13 protein-coding genes are annotated in these 18,009 nt (G+C 52.1%); 8 read left to right on the forward strand and 5 right to left on the reverse strand.

The features are described from left to right. Window positions 1-16: 16 nt before the first annotated feature. The 8 genes from J0M34_07545 to purH are packed head-to-tail and all read left to right on the forward strand — an operon-like array spanning window position 17 to window position 10,396. Window positions 17-622 (forward strand): DUF3035 domain-containing protein, encoded by a 606-nt coding sequence (locus J0M34_07545; protein MBN8544101.1) that lies wholly within the window; start codon window positions 17-19, stop codon window positions 620-622. Then, entirely contained in the window at window positions 622-2,013 is a 1,392-nt protein-coding gene (locus J0M34_07550) for an insulinase family protein (protein ID MBN8544102.1), read from the forward strand. The genes J0M34_07545 and J0M34_07550 overlap by 1 nt, the downstream gene beginning before the upstream one ends. Further along, window positions 2,003-3,322, forward strand: coding sequence for an insulinase family protein (locus J0M34_07555; protein MBN8544103.1), 1,320 nt, complete (start codon window positions 2,003-2,005; stop codon window positions 3,320-3,322). The genes J0M34_07550 and J0M34_07555 overlap by 11 nt, the downstream gene beginning before the upstream one ends. Further along, entirely contained in the window at window positions 3,319-4,533 is a 1,215-nt protein-coding gene (locus J0M34_07560; protein ID MBN8544104.1) for a hypothetical protein, read from the forward strand. The genes J0M34_07555 and J0M34_07560 overlap by 4 nt, the downstream gene beginning before the upstream one ends. Next, window positions 4,520-6,283, forward strand: a complete 1,764-nt coding sequence (gene mutL / locus J0M34_07565; GenBank protein ID MBN8544105.1) for a DNA mismatch repair endonuclease MutL — start codon at window positions 4,520-4,522, stop codon at window positions 6,281-6,283. The genes J0M34_07560 and mutL overlap by 14 nt, the downstream gene beginning before the upstream one ends. Before the next feature lie 20 nt (window positions 6,284-6,303). After that, window positions 6,304-7,002: a hypothetical protein gene (locus tag J0M34_07570; protein ID MBN8544106.1), complete on the forward strand. Its 699-nt coding sequence runs from the start codon at window positions 6,304-6,306 to the stop codon at window positions 7,000-7,002. Beyond that, window positions 6,999-8,864: a polysaccharide biosynthesis protein gene (locus tag J0M34_07575; protein MBN8544107.1), complete on the forward strand. Its 1,866-nt coding sequence runs from the start codon at window positions 6,999-7,001 to the stop codon at window positions 8,862-8,864. Before J0M34_07570 ends, J0M34_07575 begins: the two co-directional genes overlap by 4 nt. Continuing rightward, window positions 8,861-10,396 (forward strand): bifunctional phosphoribosylaminoimidazolecarboxamide formyltransferase/IMP cyclohydrolase, encoded by a 1,536-nt coding sequence (gene purH / locus J0M34_07580; protein ID MBN8544108.1) that lies wholly within the window; start codon window positions 8,861-8,863, stop codon window positions 10,394-10,396. Before J0M34_07575 ends, purH begins: the two co-directional genes overlap by 4 nt. 7 nt (window positions 10,397-10,403) lie before the next feature. On the opposite strand, the gene J0M34_07585 is transcribed toward purH, so the two are convergent. Genes J0M34_07585 through rsmI form a run of 5 tightly spaced genes read right to left on the reverse strand, consistent with a single transcriptional unit; the run spans window position 10,404 to window position 18,003 of the window. Beyond that, window positions 10,404-15,140, reverse strand: coding sequence for an NAD-glutamate dehydrogenase (locus tag J0M34_07585; GenBank protein MBN8544109.1), 4,737 nt, complete (start codon window positions 15,138-15,140; stop codon window positions 10,404-10,406). A 59-nt stretch (window positions 15,141-15,199) separates the two neighbouring features. Beyond that, window positions 15,200-16,132, reverse strand: coding sequence for a glutathione synthase (gshB, locus tag J0M34_07590; protein MBN8544110.1), 933 nt, complete (start codon window positions 16,130-16,132; stop codon window positions 15,200-15,202). Between the two features lie 9 nt (window positions 16,133-16,141). Further along, window positions 16,142-16,801: a BON domain-containing protein gene (locus J0M34_07595; protein MBN8544111.1), complete on the reverse strand. Its 660-nt coding sequence runs from the start codon at window positions 16,799-16,801 to the stop codon at window positions 16,142-16,144. Between the two features lies 1 nt (window position 16,802). Further along, complete coding sequence (locus tag J0M34_07600) at window positions 16,803-17,174, reverse strand: YraN family protein (GenBank protein ID MBN8544112.1); 372 nt, start codon at window positions 17,172-17,174, stop codon at window positions 16,803-16,805. Continuing rightward, complete coding sequence (gene rsmI, locus J0M34_07605) at window positions 17,143-18,003, reverse strand: 16S rRNA (cytidine(1402)-2'-O)-methyltransferase (GenBank protein ID MBN8544113.1); 861 nt, start codon at window positions 18,001-18,003, stop codon at window positions 17,143-17,145. Before rsmI ends, J0M34_07600 begins: the two co-directional genes overlap by 32 nt. Window positions 18,004-18,009 lie beyond the last annotated feature (6 nt).

Below are 18,009 nucleotides of genomic sequence, written 5' to 3' on the forward strand. Positions count from 1 at the left end.
TCGCTATGCTCGCTCCATGCGTATCCACCTGACCCCTCTTATCATAACAGCGCTGTTGCTCACGGCTTGCGAAGGCAATGAAGTTCGCGAGGCGGTGGGACTTACTCGCGAAGCGCCGGATGAGTTTGTGGTGGTGTCGCGCCCGCCACTTTCGGTGCCGCCTGATTTTGACCTCAAGCCGCCGCGTCCAGGCGAGATACGCGCCGCAGAATCCACCGAGAATCAGGCGAAGAAGCTGATTTTGAAAGATGATGGTACAACTCAAGCAACCGTTGAAACGATGGAGCCCGCGCCAAAGAGCGTTGAGACGGCACTGGATCCCGTTATCTCAAGTGATGCAAAGACGTCTGCTGAATCAAGCTTCCTAGGTAAGCTTGGTGCTGAGAATGCGGATCCAGAAATTCGTCAAAAGCTTGGCGCTGATATAACCGCCCCCAAAGATACGTCGAACGAAAAGTCGCTACTCGATAAGCTTACTAAAGGCGAAGGCGAAGAGCCCATTGTCGATGCGAAGAAAGAAGCAAAGCGCATTCGCAAAAATAAAGAAAAAGGTAAGCCGATTAATAAAGGCAAGGTGCCAGAAGCTGACGAAAGTCGCTCCGTCATCGATAAGATTTTCTAATGTTGAAGAAATTTTTCATACCCCTCGTCATCGTGTTGCTTGGAGCGGTGGCGGCTGTATATTTTTATACCGCAGCGCCGCGCGCGGACGCGTATGATATCAAACAGGCGGTGCCTGTAGAGAGCTTTACGCTGCGTAATGGTTTGCGCGTTGTGGTCATGCCGAATGATCGTATTCCTGCTGTTGAGCATGCGCTTTTTGTACGGGTTGGTGCGGCAGATGATCCGTATGGCAAAACTGGCCTTGCGCATTACCTTGAGCATTTGATGTTCACGGGTACCAAGAATTTTCCCGAGGGCGAATATGATCGAACCATCGCCCGCTTTGGTGGCGAACATAATGCGTACACCACGCGTGACTACACCACCTATTTTGTGACGATTGCCAAAGAACATTTGCCGCAAGTAATGGCAATGGAGGCGGATAGACTCGAACATCTAACGCTTGATACAGCGCGTGCAGCACGTGAAATTCCAGTGATCCAAGAAGAGCGTAAATGGCGCGTCGATAATCGATTGACTGCACTGCTAGCTGAAGAGATGGATGCGGTGCAGTTGCTAAATCACCCGTATCGCCAACCGATGATTGGCTGGCCAGAGGATATTGAGCGCTTCACGGTAAAAGATGCGCGCGAATTCATGGCAAGACATTATCGACCAAGCAATATGGTGTTGGTAGTGGCGGGGGATGTAGAAGTGGCGGAAGTGCGCAAATTGGCGCAGCAGCATTATGGACCATTACGGGCGGGCATACAGCCCAAGCGCCAGTGGCCTAGTGAGGTGTTGCCTAGCCGTTCCGAGCGACGGGTGATTTTGCGCGACGCGCGTGTCGAGCAATCGCAGTTGGTGCGTTCTTATGTAGCGCCAACCATTAACTTTGCCGAATCTAAAGACGCGATGCCACTACATGTATGGGCGCAATATTTGGGCGGCGGCACGACAAGTGTTTTATATAACGAACTTGTGCGTAATCAGAAACTCGCCACTTCGGTTGCAGTGGATTATAGCGATTGGTTTGAGGGCCCCAGCAGCGTGACGATTGTGGCTGAGCCTGCGCAGGGCGTGACGATTGAGCAGCTAGAGTCGGCGCTTGATCAGTCGCTGACGCGGGCACTTGGCACGGTGCCTGACAGCAACGATATTGGCCGAGCTAAGAAGCTTCTAAAAGCGGAAACAATATATGCACAAGATGGTTTGTCGCCATTAGCGCATGTGATGGGGCAGCTTTATATTCTGGGGAAAGATGAGCGCGTGTTTTATCACTGGGGTGACGCGCTGGACGCAGTAACGCCACAGCAAATGATGCAGGCAGCAAAAGCGGTGATGGTTCCTTCTCGTCAAGTGACGGGCGTATTATTGCCAACACAAACGGAGGGTTCGCATGCTCCGTAATCTTATCGCATCACTGTTCTTGTTGGCACCATTTGCTGCACAAGCGGTGGAGGTGGAAACCACCACACTCGATCGTGATGTGGTGGCATGGTATGCATCGAATGACACATTACCTGTAGTGCACATTGTACTATCGTTTGAAGGTGCTGGCTATGCAAGTGACCCGCAGGATACACTCGGTTTGGCGCAGCTCACTGCGACCATGTTGCTAGAAGGTGCAGGGAAGTATGACGCGTTAGCTTTCCAAGAAGCGCTTGAAGAAAATGCCATCAGCATTGATACCACCGTGAGCGCCGATAGGTTGTTGGTGCATATTCACACACTGAAAGAACATGCGCCATTGGCAGGAAAATTGGTCACGCTTGCTTTGACCAAGCCGCGCCTGGATGGTGCGGATATCGCGCGCATCAAAGCGGCACAACAATCCGACCTTTATCGTGCGAGCGAAAGTGCCGAGTACCGCGCGGCGCGCATGTTCGCACAAAAAGCATTCGCGAATCACCCCTATGCCAACCCAAAGCTTGGTGATGCGGAGGGGATAGCTCGCGTGAGCGAAAGCGATGTGCGCCAATTCATCGATACATACCTCACTTCTGGTAATCTTACCGTATCTGCCGCAGGAGACGTGGATGATGCATTGCTTGATGATATGCTTTCGCCATTGATTCGCGCGTTACCAAATAATGAGACAGGTGTGGTTGGCGTTGCTAATAGCTCGGTTCAGGCGCAAGGCACCTTTATTGATGATGGAATGAATGTACCACAATCAACCGTATTATTTGCCGCGCCAGGTATTCGCCGCAGTGACCCAGAATTTTACGCGGCTTATTTACTCATGGAAGTTGTGGGTGGTGGCGGTAATCTGACTTCACGCTTGAATCAGGAACTTCGTCAAAAAGACGGTCTTGTTTATTCGGTCTCTGCTGGGCTTGATGAATATCGTGGTGCGGTGCTGCTGAATGGCGCACTTTCCACGCGCAACATCAAGCGCGATGAGGCGATAGAGCGTGTCAAAGAGACGCTTCGTGATCTTTATATGAAAGGCGTAACTACGCAGGAATGTTCTGATATCAAGACATTTGTGAAGGGTAACTTCCCATTACAAATGGATAATACGCGCAGCATTGCCTCGATGCTACTCACCATGCAAATTTTTGATTTGGGTGAGGACTATATCGCTAAGCGTAATGATTATTTTGATGCAGTAAGCTGCAGCGATATGAATCGCGCCGCTAAAACATTGCTCGACCCATCGCGCCTGCTATTTATTAGTGTGGGCGGCAAACCAGAGGCAGAAAAAACGCCATGATGTGGCAAGAAGAGCGCCGCCATTTCGCCGCAGCTTTACCGGTCAAGCATCAACAGCGTATGCAGCAATTCCTGCAGCAAAAAGAAGCTATATTAGCGCGCGCTAAACCGCTTCTTGCTAGCCCAGTTGTGGCGGATCCGAATATTGCTAAAGCTGCACAGAAGCTTGGTGCATCTGCAACCAAGCTCATGGTGGTAGGTACGGGCGGCGCCAGTCTTGGTGCGCAGGCTTTATGTAGCTTAGCGCCCGAATCTCAGGTCGATTTTATTGAGAATTGCGATCCCGCGACGATTGATTTTGTTTTATCACATTTGAGTTTGGAAGACACTGCGTGGCTGTTTGTCAGTAAGTCGGGCGAGACGGTGGAAACGCTCGCTACGGCGCTTGCGGTACTCGCGCATTATGAAGCACAAGCCGCAGCAGCTATATTGCGCAAGAATGCGTGCGTTCTTACTTCTGCAGGCGCGCGTCCACTGCGCAGGTTTGCCGAGTATTTAGGGTGCATGACCATTGATCATCCCAGCCAATTAGGCGGCAGGTTCTCGGTATTCAGTGCTGTCGGTTTATTGCCCGCCGTTTTTGCCGGATTGGATGTGAAGACCATTACAGATGCTGCTGAATCTGTGTGGGCGCATTGGCGCAAACGGGAAGAGACACATCTGGAAACGGCGGCGCTTTATGCGGCAAGCATTCCTGATATGCCGATCCACGTTACGATGGGCTATGCGGATGCATTGCGCCCAACCACGCAATGGTACAAGCAACTATGGGCGGAGAGTTTGGGTAAAAATGGTCGCGGTGCTACGCCAGTCACGGCGATTGGTGCGATTGACCAGCATAGCCAATTACAACTCTATCTGGATGGCCCACGCGATAAAATCTTCACGCTCATTCTGCCGCAGATGCAGGGTTTAGGTGCGCCACTTGCGTCTGTGCCTGTTGCGGGCATGGAATATCTGGGCTCGCACCGTATGGGCGATGTTATGCACGCTACCGCCGAAGCAACGGTGACAACCTTGCAGCAAAACGGTGTGCCGATTCGTGTGTTTCGTGGGGCGCTAACTGCTGCGTCGTTAGCAGAGTTGATGGCGCAGTGGATGATTGAGACAATCTTGACGGCGTCCATGCTTGAGATTGACCCATTCAATCAACCAGCCGTGGAAGAGGGAAAACGTATTACCCGCAAGGCGCTTGGCTATGGCAATTCGTAGATTAAGCACGACCCTTATCAACCAAATTGCGGCGGGTGAGGTGATTGAGCGCCCTGCCTCGGTGGTGAAAGAACTGGTCGAGAACGCTATTGATGCAGGAGCAACGGATATCGAAGTAGCGCTTGAAGCGGGCGGTATACAGCTTGTTCGTGTGCGTGATAATGGCGCGGGTATTCCCAAAGACGAACTTGCTTTGGCGGTCGAGCGTCACGCTACCAGCAAGCTGCTCGATGACGATCTCATGGCGATCTATACGATGGGATTTCGCGGTGAAGCACTGCCTTCGATTGGTTCGGTGGCGCGCTTGTCGCTTACATCGCGTGCAAAAGGCGCTGCGGATGCTTGGCAGATTCGTGTCGATGGCGGTGAGGTAAGCGCACTTGTGCCTGCCGCGCTTGCGCAAGGCACCGTGATAGAAGTGCGTGAATTATTTTATGCGATTCCCGCGCGACTCAAGTTTCTTAAAACGCCGCGCACCGAGCTTGCCAATGCCATTGATGTAATTGAGCGTCTCGCGATGGCGCATCCAGATATTCGTTTCCGTCTGACGCATGATGGAAAAACGCTGCGTGATTTTGCTGCACTCACCAGCGACTGGCTACAAGCCCAACCGCAACGCTTGGAAAAGATCATCGGTACGGGCCTTGCCGCTAATATCGTGCCCGTGGATGCCACACGTGAAGGACTGCGCGTTACAGGCTTTGCTGCTTTGCCAACCTATAGTCGCTCAAACTCCATGTCGCAGTATTTGTTTGTCAATCGCCGCCCTGTGCGTGATCGTGTGTTGCTTGGTGTGGTGCGTGCTGCCTATCAGGATTTACTGGCGCGCGACAGGCACCCCGTGGTGGTGCTATTTGTAGATGTGCCGACCGATCAGGTCGATGTGAACGTGCACCCCGCAAAAGCTGAGGTGCGATTTAGAGACGCACAATTAGTGCGGGGATTATTGCTTGGCGCGCTAAAGGCAGCCCTGCAATCCGTTTCACAGCGCGCTGCTACTACGGTTGCTGATGCAGCGCTGCAGTCTTTTGTACCGCAAGCCATGCCATATGCCTATGCTGCACCCATGCAGTTGCAGGATTCACGCTCGCAAAGCTTGTGGTCTGCGCAACAATTACCGCCTTCGGCGGCACAGCGCCAACCTTTGTCCTTGCCAGAAGAGGTGCGTGATTACCCACTAGGTGCGGCGGTTGCGCAGGTGCATAACACCTATATTCTCGCGCAGACAAAAGACGGACTGATTATGGTTGATCAGCATGCGGCGCATGAGCGTCTTATGTATGAGAAGTTCAAAACTGCCATGCAATCTGAGGGCGTAAAGCGGCAGGCCTTGTTGATTCCTGAGATGGTTGAATTAAGTGAAGCGCAGCTTGATAGGCTGATGAGTCGCAGCGAAGAGTGGGCGCAGCTTGGGCTAGTGATGGAGCGTTTTGGTGAGCGCGCTTTAGTCATTCGCGAAATTCCAGCATTGCTTGGCGATACCAATGTTGCGGGCTTGGTGCAAGATCTGGCTGATGATGTGACGATCTATGATGCGGGGCTGGCGCTTAAAGACAGGCTTGAGGAAATCTTGAGCACTATGGCCTGTCATGGCAGCGTGCGTGCGGGGCGGGCACTGACGATTGCTGAAATGAACGCGCTGCTGAGGCAAATGGAAGCAACGCCCTATAGTGGCCAGTGTAACCATGGTCGCCCGACCTATGTGGAGCTGAAGCGCGCCGACATTGAAAAACTGTTCGGCAGGCGGTAGAGTGCGGCCAAGAGGATGTCATGGTTTGGGTCTATGCAGTTATTTTGGCGCTTTCAGCGGGTCTCATCACATGGGTGTTGAGTCGCACGGCTGACCGACTAGCCGCCTTTTTGGGATTGCCATTGCGCGCCTTTAACATCCTTAGCTATGCTGCCCTTAGCGCGCTTGCTTTCCTAACGGTTGCGCTTATTCCTGCGGCAGTGGCGATTTGCGCATTACTGTTATGGTTTGCTGGCACACGCCATGTTGCTGTGCCTATCAGCTTTCCCCTGCGTGCAACGATGAGCGCGCTATTGGTGGTGATAGCTATGAGCGGCCTACCCGCACCGCAATTTGCTTTGCCTGTGGCTATACCTAATCTTGCGGTGATGATGTTCATCTATCTCGTTTGGGTGGGTGTGTCGCTTGTGCCGCTTGGTGAACCAAGCCATGGCGTTCTCGCCGCCTATGGCGTATCACTGGCGCTGTTTGTCGTGGGGGCGTTGGCGTTGGGCCTACCCCATGCCATCGCCACGGATTCGTTGGTCATGATTGGTGCATTAGGTGGCGCGTTCTTTAGCATTCGTGCCCATCATGCGCATGATGTATGGGCAGGTAATGCTGTCTTATTATTCCTTTTGGGATTCTTTGCGGCGCATAGCGCCTATGCAGGGGCGTGGTGGTTAGGCATTTTAGGCGTGTCGCCTGTAGTGATTTATGCTTTGGTACGCCGCACATGAAAGCTTTCTTCAAACAACCTCTCAATCTGATCGCCATCCTTCATGATTCTGCTATGGCGGCGCTGAGTTTCATGGTCGCAATGTATTTGCGACTTTCCGAGCAAATGTTTGCGCGGGATTTGTGGTGGCAAGGTGCGCTGGCTTTTGCGTTGGTGCTGATGGTGGTCATGCTGGTGTCCAAAACCTATCGCCGTTTGTGGCGTTATACCTCACTCAATGACCTTATGACGCTTGCAAAAGCAGGCACGATTGCGCTGGCGCTTTTCTATCTTGGTTCATTCCAGATTACGCGCCTTGACTATATGCCACGTTCGGTCGTGTTCATCCATTGGATGACGCTGATGGTGTTTCTGATGGGGCTGCGTGTGTTGTGGCGGATTGCGTCAGACCGCTCTTTGGTGGCGCGCTTTTTGGGTCGCGGCCGTGCGCGCGTACCTGTGTTACTGATTGGGGCAACTGCACAGGCGGAAATGTTTATTCGTGAATCCGAGCGCAATGACGATTTTCCTTATCGTGTTGTCGGATTGATTGATGATGAAACCCGCAAACATGGCCGCGAAATCCACCATGTGCGCGTGTATGGCAGCGTGGCGGAAGCGAGCTACATCATCAAGAAACTGGTTCGTAAGGGTCGCGCACCACAACGCATGCTGCTCACTGACCCAAGCACCGCGCGTGAGACAATTGAGCAGTTGCTGGAGGTAGGGCAGCAACATCAGGTAACTTTGGCGCGCTTGCCTGGGCTTACCGAGCTTAAAGACGGTAATCGCGCCTATGAAGCGCAACCTGTGGCGGTGGAAGATATTCTGGGCCGCCCACCAGCAATGCTGGACAGGCCTGCAATGCGTGCACTGGTGGCAGGTAAGCGTGTGTTGGTGACGGGAGCAGGTGGTTCTATTGGTAGCGAATTAGTACGCCAAATTGCTGCTTCTGCGCCTGCGCAGATTACACTTTATGAGTTATCGGAATTTCATCTCTATGAGATTGATCATGAACTTGCCGAGACGCACCCAACACTTACGCGTCACGCAATATTAGGTGATGTGCGTGATAAAGAGCAGCTTCACCGCATTATGCAGCATGTAAAACCCGAAATCGTCTTTCATGCGGCGGCGATTAAGCACGTGCCACTTTCAGAGGAGAACCCTGATCAGGCAGTGCTGACCAACGTGCTTGGTAGCAAACAGGTTGCGGATTGCTGCATCGCTAATGGTGTGACAACGATGGTGCAGATCTCCACAGATAAAGCTGTAAACCCCACCAGCATTATGGGTGCAAGCAAGCGCGCGGCAGAGATTTATTGCCAAGCATTGGCACAAGACGGTTGCAGCACGCGCTTCATTACGGTGCGGTTTGGCAACGTGTTAAATTCGGCTGGCTCGGTCGTGCCGTTGTTCCAAAAGCAGCTTGCTAAGGGTGGCCCACTCACCGTGACTCACAAAGAAATGACACGCTATTTCATGACGATTAGCGAGGCAGTTCAGCTCGTGCTGCAGGCGGCAGTATTAGGTTCTGAGGCGCAAGAAAAAGCAGTAATTTATGTTTTGGATATGGGCGCACCTATTCGCATTGAGGAGCTTGCATGCCAGATGATTCGCTTGGCGGGATTCAAACCATACGAAGATATTGAGATTATATTTACGGGTCTGCGTCCTGGTGAGAAATTATTCGAAGAATTATTCCACGACGCTGAGAATCTTACGGAAACAAAGCACCAATCCATTCGTCAGGCCAAGGCACGCGAGCTTGATAGAATCGCTATATTAAGCACGCTGCAACGCCTTACGGACGCAGCACGCACAGGTGACGAAGCCTCCGTACGTACCGCCATTTCACAGCTTATTCCTGAGTATCAACCATGAAGCGACCCATTCATCGCGCCCTTATTTCTGTTTCCGATAAAACGGGCCTCGAACCGTTTGTACGCGCACTTGCTGCTGCAGGAGTGGATTTGGTTTCCACGGGTGGTACGGCACAATTAATTCGTGAAATGGGACTCCAAGTGCGCGATGTCAGCGCATTGACGAAGTTCCCCGAGATGATGGATGGACGCGTTAAAACATTGCACCCTATGGTGCATGGCGGCTTGCTGGCGCGCCGTGATGTGAGCGCGCATGTGGAAGCTATGCGTGAGCATGGGATTGAAGAAATCGATTTGCTGGTGGTGAATTTGTATCCGTTTGAGGCAACGCTCAATGAAACAGATAACCCAGAAAAACTGATAGAGAAAATCGATGTAGGCGGCCCTGCGATGATTCGTGCGGCAGCAAAGAATCATGCGTTTGTGAATGTGGTAACGGACCCTGTAGACTATACGGCTGTATTGGAAGCCATTCAATCAAGTGGCACTACGTTGGAGTTTCGACGCCAGTTAGCGGCAAAGGCGTTTGCCCGCACTGCCTCATATGATAGTTTGATTGGTGCATGGATGAGCGGTGGTTGGCCTGAATATCTGCTTGATGCAAAGCGCGCAAACGTACTGCGTTATGGTGAGAATCCACACCAGCAGGCGGCTCTTTATCAGCGCAATCAGGGGCATGGTGGCTTGGCATTTGCGCGACAACTACAAGGCAAAGAGCTTAGCTATAATAACCTCGCGGATGCTGAGGCAGCATGGCAATTGGCCCTCTCATTTGAGCAGCCAGCCGTAGCGATTATCAAGCATGCGAACCCCTGTGGTGTGGCGCTGGGTGCGACGGTGACGGAGGCATTTAGCAAGGCCTTGGCAAGTGACCCCGTGAGTGCGTTTGGTGGCATTTTAGCATGTAATCAGGCGATTGATGCCGCGATGGTGGATGCGATTGGCAGCCTCTTTCTAGAAGTTATTGTGGCGCCTGATATCACCCCCGAAGCGCAACAAAAGCTGGCCACGAAAAAGAATTTACGTGTTCTTATTGCGCAGGGCGAAACGTCACGCAGCCCACTTTCCCAATGGCAAATTGTGCCTATTAGCGGGGGCTATTTAGTGCAGACAAAAGATGTGCAGAAACTTAGTGATGCCACATGGAAAGTTGTTACCAAGGCACCATTGCCCGCCACATTGCACGATTCGGCGCTATTTGGTTTTGAGGTGGTACGTGCAGTGAAATCTAACGCGATTGTCTTGATTAAAGATGGCGCAACGATTGGCATTGGCGCAGGGCAAATGAGCCGCGTTGATTCGGTGCGCATTGCTATTGAGAAGGCGCAGGCCCATGGTCATGACACGAAGGGTGCATTGCTAGCTTCTGACGCGTTCTTTCCCTTTGCAGATAATGTGGCGCTTGCGAAAGAAGCAGGCATTGCCGCAGTCGTTCAGCCGGGTGGTTCGGTGCGTGACGCTGAAGTGATTGCGGCAGCAGATGAGGCGGGCATCGCGATGGTGTTTACGGGCTCACGCCACTTTAAGCACTAGTAGCTCATTAGAGGCTAATCGCCCATTGTACGTGACGTAGAGCCACGATCAGCATCGCGTAATTGGCGGCCTGCTGTTGCGACTTGAGGCCTTCCATCGCGTTCAAATAGCGCTGTAGTGAACTTTCATGCTCTTGCATCCAACCCACGACCAGCGCATGCGCATTCGCTGCTTTTTTGCGACGTAGCACGCGAACCGTCAGTTGCTGTTGCGCTTGATAAAGTTCTGTGACGAGCGCGGTAACGGCTAATTGTTCCCAATGAGTATCGACTTTGAGTGAGCGCGCCGTGCGGCGTAGCCAGCCCAATTTTAGTTCAGCGCCCAATTCAAAGTAAACGCGGCCCACATATTCTACGGGTAGCTTCGTTGTATTCGATGCTTCAACCACATCGCAGGCAGAGGCAAGAATTTCTAGCGATGCGACACGGCGGGCAATAGCTGCAGGAATGCCCATGTTGGTTAGATTATCAACCGCGATTTCATAGGACTTGCGTAGCGTTTTCGTCATCATCGCTTCATGATGCTTAATGAATGTCGAGATGCCGTCGGCGAACTGCTTCATGACGGTGTCAATGCGCATAGGCTGTGGAACGTGGCGCAAGAACCAACGGCAGCTATGTTCAATGAAGCCATTCACGGCCTTGAACATCTCGGCCTGAACGCCTGCATCAATCACCCCATCGAGCGATTCGATGCTATGCCACAGCTCACGTAGTTTGAAAGCATCGCGCGTAATCACATAGGCTTGCGCAACATCTGCGGCGCTTAGCCCAGTTTCGCGCATGAGTTCGTAGGTGAAGGTAATGCCCGTACGATTCACGATGCTGTTGGTGATCATCGTCGCCACGATTTCGCGGCGCAAGCGGTGATTGCGAATTTCATCGGCGTAAGATTTTTGCATTTCTTTAGGGAAATAACGCAGTAGATCCGTTTCGAAATACGTAGCATCCAGCAGTGTGGATTCCTGTAAATCAGCAAATAGCGAAAGCTTACTATAGGCCATAAGTACCGCAAGCTCAGGGCGCGTAAAGCCCTGATATGCTGCGCGCATTTCACCTAGTTGCTTTTCGGTTGGCAGATATTCAACAGCGCGATTGAGCAGACCTTCGCGCTCAAGCTCGGTCATGAAACTACCTACCGATTCGAGCAGGTCCAGACCCTGTTTCTCAGCCAGCGTGATGGCTTGGGTCTGCAGTTGATTGTCCTTGAGTACTAGGCGCGAAACTTCGTCCGTCATGGTTTTGAGGAGTTGGTTACGCTTAGTAGTGTTAAGGCGTTTTTTAGCGACAGCAGCGCCCAGAGCAATCTTGATGTTTACTTCATGGTCTGAACAATCCACGCCGCCAGAGTTATCGATGGCGTCGGTATTGATTTTGCCACCTGTGCGCGCGTATTCGATGCGGCCGCGCTGCGTGAAGCCGAGGTTGCCGCCCTCGCCAACTACTTTGCAGCGCAGTTCAGAGCCATTAATGCGCACGGCGTTATTGGTACGATCGCCAACCTGCTCATGCGTTTCGTTGCTGGACTTTACATAGGTGCCAATGCCGCCATTCCACAAGAGATCAACGGGTGCTTTGAGAATCAACTGGATCAGTTGGTCAGGCGAGAGCGTGGTTTTGTCTGTACCAAGAGCCGTGCGCGCTTCTTTGCTTAGGGTAATGGATTTGGCGCTGCGTTCGTAAACTCCGCCGCCTTGTGAAATGAGCTTGGGATTATAGTCTGACCACTGGGTGCGTGGAGTCACGAAAAGACGTTTGCGCTCGATAAAGCTTTTCTTGGGATCGGGATTAGGATCGAGGAAAATATGTTTGTGGTTAAATGCGGCGATAAGCTTGAAGCTATCGCAAGATAATAGGCCATTACCAAACACATCGCCTGCCATGTCGCCGATACCGATGGCGGTAAATGGCTCAGACGTTTTCATGCCAAGCTCGCGGAAATGGCGTTCAACAGAAACCCACGCGCCGGCGGCGGTAATGCCCATGGCCTTGTGGTCATAGCCTGCGGAGCCGCCAGAAGCGAAGGCGTCACCCAGCCAGAATCCATATTCTGCAGCAACGCTATTAGCGATGTCAGAGAAGGTGGCAGTGCCTTTATCGGCGGCGACAACGAGGTATGGGTCCTCGCCGTCATGACAGACAACGCCTTGCGGGCGGACAATCTTATTGCCAACGATATTATCGGTAATATCAAGCAGACCACAGAGGAATTCCTTGTAGCAGCTAATCCCCTCTTGCATGAAAGCATCACGCTCTGATGGTGGTTTGCGCAGGATGAAGCCACCCTTCGCACCTTGCGGTACAATCACCGCGTTCTTCACCATTTGTGCTTTAATCAGCCCCAATACTTCGGTGCGGAAATCTTCAGGCCTGTCTGACCAACGCAAGCCACCGCGCGCAACGGGGCCGCCACGAAGGTGAATACCATCGACGCGCATGCTGGTAACGAAAATCTCGGCGTATGGTACGGGCAGAGGCAATTCGGGGACTTCGGCCGAGCGGAATTTCACCGAGATGTAAGGCTTGAGATTGCCCTGCGCGTCGCGCTGGAAATAATTCACGCGCAGTGATGCCATGATGAGCGCTTCGATACGGCGAATGACGGTATCTTCAGCGAGGTTGGTGACGTTCTCTAGTCCGTTTGCTAATTGCGTGCGTAGTTTCTGTGTGAGAGCCTCACGATTTTTTTGTGCAGGATCAAATCGCGCTTTGAAAATATCAATCAGCAGGCATGTAAGCGCAGGGTGCTGGCGCAAAGCTTGCGCAATAAAGCTATGACTATAGGAGAAGCCTGTTTGTTTCAGATAGCGCGCATAAAGCTGCAGAATCTCAATGTCGCGAATGGTGAGGCCCGCATAAAATACTAATGCGTTGAGCGGATCATTGCTGGTCACGCCTGCCCATACAGATGTCATGGCCGATTCTAAGCGTGCTTTATGCTGGGTCAAATCGACGCCCGCAAGTGGTGGAACGCGTAGAATGAAATCACGCAATAATAGCGGCGGATTATTTTTAGGGGTCACGTCGTAAGGTGTTACATCCACCACGGTGCAACCCATTTGATCAAGCAGAGGGAGAATATCCGACAGGGTGGAATCCACATTCGTGGTGTAGCATTTGAGATGTACCCAGTCTGCGTCCTCATTCGGACGACGGAATAATTCAAGCGCGAGGCCGCCCTGTGTGAGGCATAACTCTGCCTGACGAATGTCAAACGCGGCGGCTTGGGCGGTATGCGTATTGGTATAGTCAGCACCAAATGCTTCGGCATAGCGATGATGGAGCGCTGCGCCTTTCTCTGCGCCGAATTCAGTCACCAGTGCGTCCCTGAGAGCTTCCTGCCAGAGATTCACGAGACCAGCAATCGTGCGCTCAATTGAGGCAAGATCAACGCTTGGTTGGTGTTCTGGTTTCGTCTCGATGATGATGTGCAGACGCGCCAGTGGTGACTCGGTCACTTGTGTGTAGAAATTACTCATCGTGCCGTGGAGGGCTTTGGCGAGCATTTTGCCGACTTGTTCACGAATGCTGGTCGAGAAGCGTTCACGCGGAATGTATAGCAAGCAGCTTACGAATCGTCCGAAGGTGTCGCGGCGAGCGAATAGACGCACATGCGGTTTGATTTCAAGTGCAAGCACGCCCATGGCCATGGTGAATAATTCATCTTCGTCGATCTGAAACAATTCATCGCGCGGTAAGAATTCAATAATGGTGCGCAGCGATTTGCCGCTATGACCATGCCTGTCAAAGCCCGACTCTTCGAGCACATGTGCCACTTTGTTGCGAATAAATGGAATCAAATCCGTGCTTTGGTAGTAAACGACGGATGTAAACAGACCGAGGATACGCACTTCGCCCGTGACGTTCCCCTTGGCATCGGTGCGAGTGATGGCGATATAATCCATCGAGCCGCTGCGGTGGATTTCGCAAACGTCCGAAGATTTTTGGATGCTAAAGCCTTTATTGGCGGTTGGCGTTAGGGCGCGCTCAATGGCGTCCTCGTGATCTGCCTCGAGGCGATAAACACCCTTGGCACTGGCTTTGTTTAATACCAATCCTTTGGCGGTTTTGTCGTATTCAGCAGTTCCTAAGAATACGAAATTCTTGTCTTGTAGCCAGCCAAGAAATTGTTTGGTTTCTTCTGACTCGCCGCGCTTCTTGCTTTGATAATGTTTGGCTAATGCGTTGACGGAGGCATCCATTGCCTTCCAGTCGGCGGTAGCGGCGCGCACTTTTTTCAAGACACGGTCAATGTGCTTCTCAAGCGCCTTCGCATCATTGAGTGGCGGTAGCTCCATATAAATTAATGACTCAGCATGATAGCCTGCTGGCTTCTCGTCACTTACGGCGAGCAGCTTACCCTTTGCGTCGCGCTTTGCAGCCAATACGGGGTGGATGATGAGATGTATGCTTAGACCGAGACGTGTCAGCAGGTTGGTCAGCGAATCAACCAGAAACGGCATATCGTCATTGAGAATGAAAAGCTGAGCGCGCTTTGCGTCGTTATGCGTAACGCCGCTAATGTGAATCGACCAGCCCTTACCATTGCGCTTTGCAGTGTGTTCATAGGCAGTAAGCGCAATGCTTGCTGCGTGCTGTGGTGTAATCTGCTCGAGTTCTTCGACGGTAGACTGGCCATAAAAATGACCAACAAATTCGCGCGTTGCGCCTGAGGTTTTCTTAGGCAATGCTGCAAGAATCTTTTGCAGTAAAAGCGTATGACGAGAAGAGTAGTTTGGTGACATGCGCTTCCCTTAGCAACTTCGATGAAAACTGAAAGCAAAAAACATATTGCGCTGCGGCACTAACTGCCCTCCACCTTGTCCCACACCTTGGCGGCCAGATTCTCGCCATAGAGCTTTTCAACCGCCCGTAGGCCTGTGGGAGAGGTGACATTAATTTCGGTTAAATAGTCGCCAATCACATCAAGACCGACCAATAATAAGCCGTGCTCCTTAAGATAGGGACGAATTGCATTACAGATCTTTTCTTGCTGTCGCGTGAGGGATGCTGCCACGGCTTCGCCACCAACGCGCATATTGGCGCGTATCGAGCCCTTGTGTGGTACGCGACCAAATACGGCGGCAATCTCACCATCCACCAAAATGATGCGTCGATCTTCTTTATTCACTTCTGGAAGGAAGGCTTGCCACATGAGTGGCTCGCGCGAACTTTCGGTCCAGTGTTCCAGTAGGGTGATGATATTAGGATCATCTACCGAGAGCTTGAATACACTACGGCCACCAAATCCATAAAGCGGTTTTGCAACAATCATGCTGTGATCTTGCGCAAAACTTCTGATGGCGTTGATGTCGCGACTGATGAGTGTAGGCGGCATGAACTCCTTGAAAAAAAGCGGCGAGAGTTTCTCGGGCGATTCGCGCACGCCTTTGGGATCATTCAACACGCGTGTAGGCTTGGGCAGATGCTCCAGAATATGTGTGGCGCTGATATAGGATAAATCGAAGGGAGGGTCTTGGCGCATCCAGATGACATCAAATCCATTCAAGGATTCAAATGATCCTTCGCCCAGTTCACAGAAATGCTGGTGTTCGGTGTCTACGTCCATGGGTCGTAAGGTGGCGAGCACTTCGCCTTCACGCCAACTTAAATCATCGGGTGTGTAGTAGTAACAATCATAGCCGCGCTTCTGTGCTTCTTCGGCAAGCATTAACGTTGTATCCGTCTTCACGTTTAGCCGTGAAGGTGGGTCCATCTGGAAGGCGACTTTTTTCATCTAAGACCTTTAGAAGTTTTGCTTCGATTGAATAGGCGCGTCTTGTGGCACGGTGCTGGTTGAGTAGTTAGAAGCAGGCAATTCAGGCTTGGCTGGCATTTGAGTGCCAACTTTTAAGTGGCTCACCACTTTCTTCACGCCCTTGGTGGCGCGTGCCACTTCCAGCACCTTATCCAGTTCTTCGCGGTTATGAGTGATACCCAGCAGATAGACTGTGCCATTCACCACATCGATGGAGTAATTGATGACCCACACGCCTTTCGTGATCAGGTAGCGCGCTTCGAGATTCTTTTTAATGAGCGAATCATTGGCGCTGTCCCATAGGCTGCTATTAGGGTTGATCTCGACCTCATTGATAACTTCTTGAACTCCCTTCGCTTGCCAAGCAAGTCTTACCGCTTCTTGCGCGGTTTCCTCGGTTTTTGCGTTACCCGTTAACATGACGCGCTTATGGCGTACGTTGATGGTCACATTCACCAACAAATCATTCACGTCTTTTTCCAAAAACATCTGGTTGATTTCGGCGTAGATAACATTGTCGTCGACGCGCGAGCCAAAGGAGCGATCCTCCGCTATGGTGATGCCCGTTTCCGTAACGGCGGTGCTGACGACGGTGAAGCAGGCAGTTAGTGCGGGCAATAACGCTGCTAATAGGAGAATACGGTACATTTTAGGCTCCAAACGCATGGGGAATAAAGGTTGGCCAGTAGTACCACGGTACTAAACATGCGTCGAATCGTAGATGATAATCGGCGTAGTTTGGGTGTGCGCTTAGGAACCATTGTGCTGCGCGCACCACACGTTGCTGATTCTCGTGGTGAATTGCTTCTGCCGCTTTTTGGTGTGAGGCACGTGCTTTGACCTCGATAAATGCAATGGTGCGGCCGCGTTTGGCGATCAGGTCGATTTCGCCCAGTGGAGTTTTGAAGCGCGTGCCAATAATGCGCCACCCGCGCAGACGTAAATGTTGTGCGGCGACCCATTCGGCGCGAATGCCTTTGCGGTAACGTTTATTGCGTGCTGAGCGCGATGGCGCGGGCATATATTTCCTGCCTTGTCAGTCCCGTGGCTTTAGCGACTTCGGCGGCGGCAGCGCTTTTGGGCAGACGTGTGAGTGCGTCTTTGAGTAGCGTGTCTATCATTGCGCTATCTTGCAATGCGCCTTCACTCACTGCGGGCTCTACCAATAAGACCATTTCCCCTTTGGGCGTTTTCTCCTTCATGGTTTCTGCCAAGGAAGCTAGCGTGCCGCGATGAAATGTTTCGTAGGTTTTGGTGAGTTCCCGCGCAATCACCGCTGTACGATTACCGAGCGATGCTAGAAGATGCTCCAACGTTTCGAGAATACGGTGCGGTGCTTCAAACATGATGATGGTCACAGGTAGGGCGCGTAGGAATGCTAGACGCGCTTCGCGTTCGCTGGCTTTGGTAGGCAAGAAGCCTGCGAAATAGAACCCGTCTGTGGCAACGCCTGCGGCGCTGAGCGCGGTCATCGTTGCGCTGGCGCCAGGGATAGGAATCACCCGATGGCCCGTCTCCCATACGGCCTTGACGAGGCTCTCGCCGGGGTCAGAGACAAGCGGTGTGCCCGCGTCTGACAATAGGGCAATCGACTCGCCTGCGGCGAGCCTTGTAATCAACGTATCCTGCATGGAGGCGCTGTTATGTTCATGGAAGGAAAGGGTAGGTGTCTCGATCCCATAATGTTGCAATAATACATGGCTGGTGCGGGTATCTTCGCATGCAACAACAGCAACGCTTTTGAGGGTTTCCACGGCGCGATAGGTCATGTCCTTGAGGTTGCCAATCGGCGTGGCAACGACATATAAAGCGCTTGGCACATTGCTTTTTGCTGGGGATTTGCTAGTCATGGCACT

This window comes from Alphaproteobacteria bacterium (assembly GCA_017302575.1).
Classification (GTDB): Bacteria; Pseudomonadota; Alphaproteobacteria; order Rickettsiales; family UBA3002; genus JAFLDD01.